General features: G+C 41.5%; 9 protein-coding genes. 6 read left to right on the top strand and 3 right to left on the bottom strand.

The genetic code is table 11. The features are described from left to right. A partial coding sequence (locus B5F71_RS07830; protein WP_087208971.1) for an HU family DNA-binding protein occupies window positions 1-467 on the bottom strand: 467 nt, incomplete at its 3' end. A 596-nt stretch (window positions 468-1,063) separates the two neighbouring features. Between B5F71_RS07830 and B5F71_RS07825 the strand changes: the two genes are divergently transcribed. From B5F71_RS07825 to B5F71_RS07810, 5 genes are all read left to right on the top strand, one after another. Beyond that, on the top strand, window positions 1,064-1,306 hold the full coding sequence (locus tag B5F71_RS07825; RefSeq protein ID WP_143269865.1) for a DUF2158 domain-containing protein: 243 nt from the start codon (window positions 1,064-1,066) through the stop codon (window positions 1,304-1,306). A 39-nt stretch (window positions 1,307-1,345) separates the two neighbouring features. Beyond that, window positions 1,346-2,722, top strand: coding sequence for a hypothetical protein (locus B5F71_RS07820; protein ID WP_087208968.1), 1,377 nt, complete (start codon window positions 1,346-1,348; stop codon window positions 2,720-2,722). A 66-nt stretch (window positions 2,723-2,788) separates the two neighbouring features. Further along, a complete protein-coding gene (locus tag B5F71_RS07815; protein ID WP_087208966.1) occupies window positions 2,789-3,844 on the top strand; it encodes a hypothetical protein in 1,056 nt (351 codons plus the stop codon). Window positions 3,845-3,860: 16 nt separating this feature from the next. Beyond that, on the top strand, window positions 3,861-4,028 hold the full coding sequence (locus B5F71_RS20210; RefSeq protein WP_158098060.1) for a hypothetical protein: 168 nt from the start codon (window positions 3,861-3,863) through the stop codon (window positions 4,026-4,028). Window position 4,029: 1 nt separating this feature from the next. Beyond that, a complete protein-coding gene (locus B5F71_RS07810; protein WP_087208964.1) occupies window positions 4,030-5,322 on the top strand; it encodes a hypothetical protein in 1,293 nt (430 codons plus the stop codon). 226 nt (window positions 5,323-5,548) lie between these two features. Here the strand turns inward: B5F71_RS07810 and B5F71_RS07800 are convergent, their stop codons facing one another. Further along, window positions 5,549-7,195 carry a C69 family dipeptidase gene (locus B5F71_RS07800; protein WP_087208960.1) on the bottom strand — a complete coding sequence of 549 codons (1,647 nt, stop codon included), beginning with the start codon at window positions 7,193-7,195 and terminating at the stop codon, window positions 5,549-5,551. Between the two features lie 143 nt (window positions 7,196-7,338). Continuing rightward, entirely contained in the window at window positions 7,339-9,009 is a 1,671-nt protein-coding gene (locus tag B5F71_RS07795; RefSeq protein WP_087208958.1) for a M23 family metallopeptidase, read from the bottom strand. Window positions 9,010-9,482: 473 nt separating this feature from the next. Here B5F71_RS07795 and B5F71_RS07790 point away from each other — a divergent pair, with 473 nt between their 5' ends. Continuing rightward, the gene (locus B5F71_RS07790; RefSeq protein ID WP_087208956.1) at window positions 9,483-10,559 is read left to right on the top strand and encodes a YeiH family protein; all 1,077 of its coding nucleotides are present in this window, start codon (window positions 9,483-9,485) and stop codon (window positions 10,557-10,559) included. The last annotated feature ends 34 nt before the right edge of the window (window positions 10,560-10,593 follow it).

Below are 10,593 nucleotides of genomic sequence, written 5' to 3'. Positions count from 1 at the left end.
TCGTGGCTCTCCAGATACGATTGAAGCAAGGCGAGCCGCTCTTCCTCCGTATACGTGTACGAACTTTGCCGGAACTTCTTCCCCGAAGGGGCACGCAGTACCTTTCCGCCGCATTGCTTCGAGAACTGTTTCGATACGGTCATCTTCACCTTATCAAAACGGATAGACTGGGCGTGTATATCCCCTTTATCGTACACCTCCGCATCTGCCTTGAGCGAGGCAGAAACCGTGCCGATGTTCCCTATCTGCACGCGGTACCCCTCCGAAAGGAGCTGCTTGGTCCAGTTTTCTATTTCTTCCATCACGGCAAGGATATTTCCTTTGGTCAATCCGGAATGGGAGGCAATCTTTTCTGTAAGTTCATCGAAAGAAACAGTCTTGTAAGGACGCAGTTTAGGATAAAGGTGCGATCCGCTTTCATTGTTTCCTTTTGGCGGTACAGGCAAGAAATCATAAAGGGCACTCATGGCAATGTGTTTTTAAAAGGTTAATAATCGGTTTTCAGTTGTCTCCTTTTTACGGTTTCCATATCGAAACCGTACGTTCTTCAATTGGAAACCATACGTTCTCCAATTGGAAACCGTACGTTCTTGATATCAAAACCGTAAAAGGAAGCTATCTGCAAAGATAATATAGCCTAGAAGCGAAGTCAAGAGTTTGGGGGATTTATTTGAAAAAGATTCGCCCTTGAAAAAGATTCGGATATAAATTCTTGATTTTTCAAATAAAAAAGAATATTCGTTTGATTTATTCGTAAGTATTGCTTACTTTTGTGGCAGTGAGCAGTCAGAAGCGTCTGCGGCTCACTATTTTGTGGGAAAAATATTATGTGAGAAGCGTCATGCTTCATTCTTGTTCTTGAAAACCTAGGAAATTTTCAAAACACACAAGGATGGACGTTGGCGGTTCCCACGCTGTATAGCGTGGGTCTGCTGTCTATTCACCATTGTGTGTTGGGTTTTCCTAGGACCTTCAAGAACGTGGAAATAGCACGCAGTTCCACGCTTCTTTTTTGTTAACTTTTAAATCTTCGAGGGGCTGGAAGGTAACGGAGGATTCAATTATGAGCCATAATTATGAAGTCGGCAATATTGTGAAACTAAAATCGAATGGTCAGAATATGCGAATAATTTCGGTTAGAAAAAATCCTATTGACGAAGAACTTTCGGATTATATTGTTTGTGAATGGGACATGAATGGAGAAAAGAAGCAAAGAACATTTCATGTTGATGAAGTTGAATTTGTTAATGTGGGAAAGATAAAACCTTATAACATTGATGATGATTGCTACTCTTCTTGTTGGTGATTAGTGACTAAATATTTGTATCTGCCTATAATTATGTGTATGATGAAGCGGAAATTTCCATTTTTTATAATAGCGTTATTTATTATATGCCCGTCTTGTTCAAAACGTGTTCCAATACATCTTGATAATATAGCTTTTTCAAAACAGAATTTCACATTCTGCTTTAAAGGAAAAGATTCTACCCAACTAACATATATTATAAAATATGGCAATTTTGAATTATATAAAACTCAGTTTTTCGCTGAAGATGATAGTTCTTATAGTTTTAAAAAAGCGACCATAAAGATGTTAAGCAAAAAGGCTTATGAAATAGCATACGAAATAGCAAATAAAGATTCGTTTCCTATACACTACATGATAAAAAATGACAGTATTATATTATGTGACACAGCAATATTTTACAAAAAAATTCCTCCAGTTATTTCAGATAGCATTTACGCTTATATGAAAAATACTCATTATGCTGGGGTGCAAAAAAGTACATATAAAGATAAAATTTACGACGTAAAAAAATTTTTGGTAAATTACAATCTAAAAGCAGATAGTACAACCATAGAAACTATGGCAAGGTATTTATTTTACTTGTTGACTAATAATACAATAGCTTATAAGAATAATAAAAAAATTCCGATTTATAAACAATTACCAGCGCAGTCTGTGAATATAAAAACAAATATGAACGCAGATTATTTTTATTTAGTTGGTGTAAAAAATCAGAAAACTTTAGATGACTTTATTAAGACCGAAATAGTCAATGGATTTACGCAAGGACAATCTTCTTATGTAAGAGGTACAAAAGATTTACACTTGTCACCTATAAAAACGCATGGAAATTATCTTTATTTATTTCTGTGTGGAATAAATAAAGATTGGAGTTCAAAAAGTATTCTTGTAGGTGGTGTAATTATTGACGATGTACCTCCATATATTTCATCTAAGTTTAACTATTCATCTATTTTTGAAGCTAAGAAACATAGAGAATATGGATATAATATTGAAAAATTTTATAATTACTATGTCGACTTTGATTATAACTATGATATACAAACAGATATTTTGTCATTGAAATATGGAAATTTTGATGGAAATGATTACGATGGTTATTCTGTTCCTTTTATATTAAAATTAGATTCGTCTTTTGATTTATCTGCAATAGTTATTAAAGGTAAAAAGAAAAAGATAAATGATATGAACGTAGAAATAAGGGAGCAAGGCAATACTATATATAATTATACAAAACATTATATTATAAGATTCAGACACCATTTTCATAAATTGAATACTGGTGATAATTATATACAAATTGATTTTTTAGATACACGTGGAAATAAGTCAACAACTACAATTAATATAAGAACTGAAAGAATAAGAAATAATGGAACTGAAGTGAATGTATATAATGAAATCTATAATTAAAATTGATCATGCTGAAATCTGTTTTACAATGAAATATTTATAGAAAATTCAATAAATCTATGTTATATGTCAATAAACAAAGAACATAGTTTAGCAATCAGCAAAATACTTAATTGCTATCTGAACACACAAGTGAACGACCTATTTGATTTGGCTGAAAACATGAAAGCACTAAACAACTTTCAAGTTAAGATAAATGAATTGCAAGACATGAAAAATGCCAATCAAATAGAACAAAATGGATTAGCTTTGATTTTGCTACGGAAATATGTAATGGAAGAAAAGTTTGGGAAGCAATTGATGCGGAATCTGATACGCCAATATTATGACTTGAATGATGAACAAATTTTGAAATACGAAAATTCTGCGGTTGGGAAATACAACAGATATTTTATAACAAATTTTTCCGTATATATTCGAAAAGGTATTCATTTTCATTGTGACAATCATGAATATTTCTTATCACCGCCTTGTTGTAATATCCATAATGATTTTGGAAGAAATTGCACAACAAATAAATATAAGACAGAAGAAGGTATAGGATATTTTATGACATCTTTAAACTTAAACCCTAATGCTGATTCATTTGAACATTTGCATAAAAACGGAATCATAAAGAATCCTTATATTGATTGGAGTAAATGGGATATAGATGATTTTGTTGAAATGAATGATTCTATCACTTTACATCCCCTATTAAACAATTGTGGCTACATCGCTTGGCAAGGAATAGACAATATAGAGCAAACCCTTCGCCACATTCAGCAATTAAATAATAAGAATCGGGCGGAAACGGATAAAGATTATATTACGGATGAAACTGTAGAGAAAAAATTGGAATATTATACGAACAACATTTATAAATTGTATTCGTATTTACCTCTTCAAGCATCATTCGTTTTGGAACATCAAGATGAATTAGATTGGGGAGTTATGGAACTGAATCCACGGATAGAATGGACATTTCCTTTGGTACAACTGTTATTGAGAAAACATGCTCTATTGCCAGAACCGGAACAATCCAAAGGTCTAAAAGGAAACCAAAGCATGTTTGACAAATTGTTCAAGCCGATACTAAATGATGAGATTATTAGTGATTTGGAAAAGTTATATGACATGTAAATAAAACGCTACAAGTATGGTCAAGACATTAAAGGAACAGCAACGCTTTATCATAGAGACAAAAGCGAATGCGGAGAGTGTGATAGCTACGGAAAAGGCTGATAATGAACAATGGAAAATCCGTTTGAAAAAGGACAGGGCTTACCCTCAAAGTTCCCGTACCAAGCGGAAGAAAAGGAAATAAAATGGAGATAGACAAAGAAACATTAGACTCAAGGATTCAACAAGCGTCAGATTGCGTCAAGTTCTTGAATGAACATCAGGAAGTTTGGCTGCGCTTACATGATTCAAGTTATTCCCTTTTGGTCGTCCATGCTAAAAGAGGCAAGGATTATTGCTTTCCGAGTTTTTCTAAAAGCTTGATTCCTTATACTAAGCTATTACAGCAATATCAAGAATATAAGCATGACGTGAAAGTTTGGAATGCAGGTAATCCAGTATATTCTGAATATTGGTTGCCTATAAGCACAAATTATGTGGCAGAAGAAACCTATATTGATTTGTCTTCCGCCAAACTGCCCATACTTGTAGCCAGTTGGAAATTGAATGAACATTATGTAAAGACCGCTTGCCCATCCCTTTTGAAATTTATAAAGGCTGAAAAGAAAAAGAATAGGCAAATTATGCCAACACTCAAAAGAATGAAATCTTTTTGGAATATGTTTGCAAAGTTTTTCAAAAGAGCAAAAGAAGAAAAGCCAGACCGTTCTGCCAAAGATGATAACAATGACAACTTTGCCAAGTATAAAGGATTGGGGAAACACAATCCTCGCTTGATAGACGCATGTAACAGATTTTGCGGCTCGCTTTCGAAAATCTCTTTGAAAAATTCCCCCAATCTGAATGCCTTGCTGACAGAATTGCCCGACTTGAATTTGGATGAAATGTATGTATTGGATAATTACAATCCTCAGCCCGACTCTCCTTATTTTAGGGATATCGGACAGCATTTGCGGCTTTACGCCCGGCTTAAATCTGTAGAAAAGCCATGCGATGTAGATTTTGCCATGTGGTATAATAGGGATAAAAAATATCCGGAAGCAAAACCTCTCCCAGAGTTTGAAAGTCCTTTCAAACACATTACATTACCTTTTACCGAAGAAGCCATTTGGCAAGCTTATCTGTTGAAGCAAACCAAGCATAAGATAGGGATGTGGTGGCATGGTTTGTATAAATATCGGGTCTTCATTAATCAGATTGAGGACATAGACCATCTGACACAACTGTTTGAAGCGAACTATAAGGAGCTAAATCACTTTAAATCTGAGGCAAAGGCAAATTGGTCGGAAAGCATGTCTCCCGTAGTCTTCTTGGATGATGATAAAGCCTACATCAGCCATTATTGGTTCGATTATTGGTATGGACTAAGGCAAGTGGAATGCTTGGTAAAGTACAATCCACATTCTCATACGATTACTGATTTTCAGATAAAAGAATCAGAAGCGATTGTTCGTTTTCATTGCGGAATAATGTTTTAGTGGGTAAGAAGCCATGAAAACATTGGGATATGTCAATAAAAATGAAGACAAACTGAAAGGCGTTTTCTTCGGCCAACCCATAAGAGATACGTTAGGGTTGTTCATGCGGCATCCAATGGGAATCGGCAGGCATAATATCAATCTAACTAGCCCATTTACAAAAAGGAATCCGCCTCAAAATAAAGTTACTTTTATCTTGAGGCGGACTTAATATTTGTATAAAGGCCTACTTCAGGTCAATCACCTTATAACGCTCGCCGGTAGACTTCACCAGTTCGTTCAGGAATTCTTGCGGATATCCGGGACGGTCAAGCGGAGCCGTATTGCCCGTTTCGGGACGTACCAGCTTGCCATTCTTTACCCGTTTCACTACCCCGTCGTTATAGCGCACAATGAGGAACTCGCCTAACTTCTTCCATGCATCTACCGCCGCCTGGGCACTCATGCCTGTGTAATTGGTGAGGAACTCTTTCGCCTTCTGCGGATTCTCGGCATAAAGTTTCATCGCGGTGCTTTCGATTCCGGATTGCGCATCGGCATACATATCTTCCAATGCATTCTGAACGGTACGCATATCCTCTACCATCAAGCTATAACGCGGACGAATCATATCTGCCACCCAATTGTAAATCCAGAACGCCGAATTCCATGAGAACGTGACACAATCGCCTTCTCCTTCGGCATACGAAGCCGGCACCTTATCGGTGTTGCAATACACCGGAGTGAAAACCGTCATGTTGGCATCGTCCAAGCCGAACCACAGAACACCGCCGATAGCATCGGGCATCGTGGAACGCATCTGGGAAACAAATGTAAAGGCACTTTGCTGGGTCGAGATGGGACGCTCGTTGAAATATTCCTGACCGTCTACCTTAAATGTCAACGGAGACAAGCGGTAAGGCATCTGGAAGGCTCCGGCACCCATATCGTTCGTAATATCGAGGGGAGTGCCTTCGTAATGGTCGCGCATCGCCTGCTGGATGTCGCGCACCGACACCTTGCGGTCGGGCTTCACATAAAGCGGCATCGGTTCCTTGCTTTTGCCTTGGATGTAAGGAAGGTATGCATCGCCAGTGGTCTTACTGAACATATTATAGAAACTCCACACGCGAGCTTCGCACGCACGCAAGCCACTGAAATCCAGCGGACAATAGGCATCGGCAAAGCTGAAATCCTTGTTCATCCCATTGAAATAGCCTTTCTCACGGGCGAAGGAAATCACATCGGGCGAATACAGGCAATTGTCCTTATCGTTCAGGTCGAACTTATGGATGCGGCTTTGGTTGGCATGTGCCGCGATGCAATCATCGGGAACGCGTACCGCTACCCATACGGCACCTTTCACGCCCGAACCTTTGCCTATCATCTCCATAATCCATACCTCGTTCGGGTCGGCGATAGAAAACGATTCTCCGCTACTGTAATATCCGTATTCCTTAACCAAATCGGTCATCACCTTAATGGCTTCCTTTGCCGTGCGAGAGCGCTGGAGCGCCACATAAATCAGGCTTCCATAGTCCATGATTCCGGTAGTATCTACCAGTTCGGGGCGTCCGCCAAAGGTGGTCTCCCCTATCGTCACCTGAAATTCGTTCATATTTCCAATGACATTATAGGTCTGTTTCGCCTCCTTTATCTGCCCCAAGTACTTGCCGGTATCCCATTCGTAGATAGGGCGCATGGCTCCCGATTCGTGCGTCATCGCCGGATAATGGCACAAGAATCCGAACATGCCGTACGAATCCGCCGAATAGGAAACGATTACAGACCCGTCGGCAGAGGCTTTCTTTCCGACAATCAAGTTGGTACAAGCCCAACCGTTCATCACACACATTGCCAATAGCATGGCAATCCATCCAAGTTTTTTTCTCATTGTTATTCGTGTTTTTTATTTTGATAATTTATAGTTGTTCTGAAACGCAGATACCCACAGTTGACGCGGATTTAAATGCATCGCCCGATGCACCTATATGCATCAGCCGACGGACGTATATGCATCGGCTCGCGCACCTATATTCAGAATTCATATTCCTCTCGTGCCTCGTTCCCGCATCCGTCTTTCACAACGACTTCCAGCCGGTGAGCCACGCCTTTCTTTATCCGCTCAGGGTCTTGAATGACCAAGATGCCTTTCTTCAGCCCGAACAATACAAACTCTCCGTCGACATAAACCTTATACGAAGCAATCCCAGTCTGCGCATCGCTCACCCGGAAACGTATGTTGCGGTTCGTACGCCAAGTGCCTCTTCCCAAGGGAGTGATGCGGGGAGCGACCGTATCTATCTGTACCGAAAATGTACCGAGCGTACGGACGGTTGCCTTTACCCAACCGTTGGCGTATGTTCCTCCCACCGATGCTTTCCACTTGCCCACCCGTTGCTCGATGTAATATTTCGTGGTATCTGCTACGGGCAAACGGCGCACGCCTATTTCCAACGGACAAAAGCCATGCAAAGGTGCAGGTCCCGCATCAAGTACATAGTCGAACGAGATATTCCCACTATCACTCACCACACGGGTATCCAGTTCGGTATCTTCATACACCATGGCTTTCGGAACAATCAGGTTCATGCCCGGTTCCTGTACGACATTGGTCTGGTTCCAACGCAACATCCACTTGGCCTGAGGCTCGTAAGCAGGGATATCCTGCCGCTTTCCCGACACCGTGAAACGGTATGAACGCTTGTTTCCGAAATTATCCTCCAGCACATACCGGAAATGATAATCACGCTCCTCGTCTATCGTCACGATGCCTCTTGCGTCATCCGTCTCCAATAAACGCAAGCTATTGCCCGGAGCCTTATACGAACGCATGACGAGCCGGCGGGTTTTCGCGTACTCTCCATAATCGATAAAGCTGTTTATCATCCGGTTCTCATTTGCCGAAACTTCATCGGTAACGCTCCGGAAAACCTGTACCGAATCGACATAAAGCGTCACCGAATGCACGCCATAGAAATTGGAAGTCCCGCTCATGTAATCCTTAGCGGCAATGCCCGTATAGATTTCTCCCCATGCCGTAAAGCGTTGCTTCAGGTTTCCAGCCCCTACCAGCTTGCGCCGGGAACTTCCGTCTACCACTCCCCTGCCCTTTACGGGATAAAGCCCTATCAGGCTTGCCACGGGCGGACGGTCATCCTTCAGGTATTTCCGGAAGTAAGGCATGGGGTCGACATAATCCCCGTTATCGTTCCGGCGCAACTCCAGGTGCAGGTGCGGCCCTGCCGATGAGCCTTCGTTTCCGCTCAACGCAATCATTTCTCCCTTTTCTATGGGAAGCACATCCGGCTCGATGCGGATGTCGCATACAAACGTCTCATGTTCGTACTGATACTTACGGACATATTCCTGAATTTTCGGAGCGAACGAAACCACGTGTCCGTATACCGAAGTGAATCCGTTGGGATGGGTCACGAACAAAGCTTGCCCATATCCGCCATGCAGCACCATGACGCGCGACACATAGCCTTCCGCTACACTGTAAATAGGTTTTCCTGTCACGCCTCCGGTCTTGATGTCCAAACCGTTATGGAAATGATTGGGACGCAATTCACCAAAGTTCGCGCTCAGCAAAAGCGGGAAATCGAAAGGCGAACGGAAGTCCGGCTGCATCCTATTCTGTCCTTGCAAGGACAACATCGCCCCCCAAGCCAGTATCAATAATGTCAATAATAGATGTTTTCTCATCTGAATCTATCTGCTATTTTTATTCATTATCTAAAATCGGGAACAAATATACAATTTCCCTGTAAAAACGCCACATGAAATTTGTCATCTATTCATTTTTTTCTTATATTTGTGAACTTTCGGATGATTCCGAAAAGGAAACTTGTGACCTTTCCTAATACCAAGATTCTCTTTACATTTTTACTTGTTTTCAATAGGATTACATATAATTATAGCAAACAGAATAGGAAGGGAAACAGTTATGATTGCTCCCCCTTCTGAGCGGATGATGATATCTGTGATGATGACTTTAACGCATGAATGTTACAAGTAGAGAATCTCTTTCTTCTACTTGTAACAAACAAGCGAACATTTTTCTCGTTATTACTACAAGTTATAGCAGATAAATATTTTTCAATAGGTCTGTCGACAATAATGTCTTACCTTTGCGGTGCATTAGAAAAAGTATAACCACTTTAAAACATTATTGCGATATGTTCGAAAAAGGAAACAGAGGAAACACTCTACACGGAATCCTGCTCATTGCCCTCTTCTCATTTGCAGCATTCTACATCTCAGAAATCCCATTTGTCAGAAATCTCTCATTCAGCCCGCTTATCGTCGGTATCATATTAGGCATGCTGTATGCCAACAGCTTACGGAACCGGTTGCCAGAGACATGGGTACCGGGCATCAAGTTCTGCACCAAGCAAATCCTGCGTGCCGGCATCGTGCTTTACGGTTTTCGTCTGACCCTTACACAAGTAGTAGCGGTAGGGCTTCCCGCCATCCTCATTGATACCCTCATCGTGGCTGGCACCATCGGACTGGGTGTATGGCTGGGACGTGCCTTGAAAATGGACAAGGACACTTCGCTCATGACCGCTACGGGAAGTGCCATTTGCGGTGCGGCAGCAGTACTGGGAGCCGAACCGGTGGTGAAATGTGAAGGGCATAAAACCGCCATTGCAGTATCTACGGTCGTTATCTTCGGTACCATTTCCATGTTCTTATACCCGATTATGTACCGCGCCGGACTATTGGACGCATTAGGGAACATCGGTACGGCTATCTATACCGGAAGCACACTTCACGAAGTGGCACACGTAGCCGGAGCCGGCAATGCCATGGACCCGACCGATGCCTTGGGCATAGCCGGTACAGCCACCATCACCAAGATGATTCGCGTCATGATGCTTGCCCCGGTATTGGTTATCATGAGTTTCGCACTTGCCAAACGCAAGTCGGCTGAAACCGGAAGCACCTCGGGTAAAAGCAAAATCACCATCCCCTGGTTTGCCTTCGGATTTATCGGCATCATCTGCCTCAACTCTTTCCTACAATATATATTAGGTGTAGAGAGTGTAAAGGAAATCCCACTGAACGGCGCCATCGAATACATCGATACCTTTATGCTGACCATGGCGATGACGGCACTGGGCACAGATACCAGCATCGAGAAGTTCAAGCAAGCGGGCGCCAAACCGTTCCTTCTTGCCGGATTATTATATGTATGGCTGGTGGGAGGCGGATACCTGCTCACGAAATGGCTGGTTCCGGCGTTGATGTGATGTCTCACAAAGAAACGATTTAAACACAGATTAG

The organism is Bacteroides sp. An269 (genome assembly GCF_002159755.1).
GTDB lineage: Bacteria > Bacteroidota > Bacteroidia > Bacteroidales > Bacteroidaceae > Phocaeicola > Phocaeicola intestinalis.
The sequence above is the reverse complement of the archived record's forward strand: the minus strand, read 5'-3'. Positions and strand labels throughout refer to the sequence as shown.